This window comes from Streptomyces hesseae, from assembly GCF_031845785.1.
Classification (GTDB): domain Bacteria; phylum Actinomycetota; class Actinomycetes; order Streptomycetales; family Streptomycetaceae; genus Streptomyces; species Streptomyces hesseae.
Genome location: NZ_JAVRFI010000055.1, coordinates 1 through 1,323 on the forward strand (window position 1 = coordinate 1; position 1,323 = coordinate 1,323).

Annotated in this window: 1 rRNA gene; it reads right to left on the bottom strand. The window is 57.1% G+C overall.

Features of this window, described 5'->3' with window-relative positions:
* A 23S ribosomal RNA gene (locus tag RM609_RS34155) occupies positions 1-1,274 on the bottom strand; the annotation flags it as partial.
* Positions 1,275-1,323 lie beyond the last annotated feature (49 nt).

Here is a 1,323-nt window from a genome sequence, read left to right on the forward strand (position 1 = left end):
GAATGACACGACTTCGGCGGTACGCTTGAGCCCCGCTACATTGTCGGCGCGGAATCACTTGACCAGTGAGCTATTACGCACTCTTTCAAGGGTGGCTGCTTCTAAGCCAACCTCCTGGTTGTCTCTGCGACTCCACATCCTTTCCCACTTAGCGTACGCTTAGGGGCCTTAGTCGATGCTCTGGGCTGTTTCCCTCTCGACCATGGAGCTTATCCCCCACAGTCTCACTGCCGCGCTCTCACTTACCGGCATTCGGAGTTTGGCTAAGGTCAGTAACCCGGTAGGGCCCATCGCCTATCCAGTGCTCTACCTCCGGCAAGAAACACACGACGCTGCACCTAAATGCATTTCGGGGAGAACCAGCTATCACGGAGTTTGATTGGCCTTTCACCCCTAACCACAGGTCATCCCCCAGGTTTTCAACCCTGGTGGGTTCGGTCCTCCACGAAGTCTTACCTCCGCTTCAACCTGCCCATGGCTAGATCACTCCGCTTCGGGTCTTGGGCGCGCTACTCAATCGCCCTATTCGGACTCGCTTTCGCTACGGCTTCCCCACACGGGTTAACCTCGCAACACACCGCAAACTCGCAGGCTCATTCTTCAAAAGGCACGCAGTCACGACGCACCGAGCAAAGCTCGATGCGCGACGCTCCCACGGCTTGTAGGCACACGGTTTCAGGTACTATTTCACTCCGCTCCCGCGGTACTTTTCACCATTCCCTCACGGTACTATCCGCTATCGGTCACCAGGGAATATTTAGGCTTAGCGGGTGGTCCCGCCAGATTCACACGGGATTTCTCGGGCCCCGTGCTACTTGGGTGTCTCTTAAACGAGCCGTCAATGTTTCAGCTACGGGGGTCTTACCCTCTACGCCGGACCTTTCGCATGTCCTTCGCCTACATCAACGGTTTCTGACTCGTCTCACAGCCGGCAGACTATGAAAAAGAGATCCCACAACCCCGCATGCGCAACCCCTGCCGGGTATCACACACATACGGTTTGGCCTCATCCGGTTTCGCTCGCCACTACTCCCGGAATCACGGTTGTTTTCTCTTCCTGCGGGTACTGAGATGTTTCACTTCCCCGCGTTCCCTCCACACTGCCTATGTGTTCAGCAGCGGGTGACAGCCCATGACGACTGCCGGGTTTCCCCATTCGGACACCCCCGGATCAAAGCTCGGTTGACAGCTCCCCGGGGCCTATCGTGGCCTCCCACGTCCTTCATCGGTTCCTGGTGCCAAGGCATCCACCGTGCGCCCTTAAAAACTTGGCCACAGATGCTCGCGTCCACTGTGCAGTTCTCAAACAACGACCAGCCACCC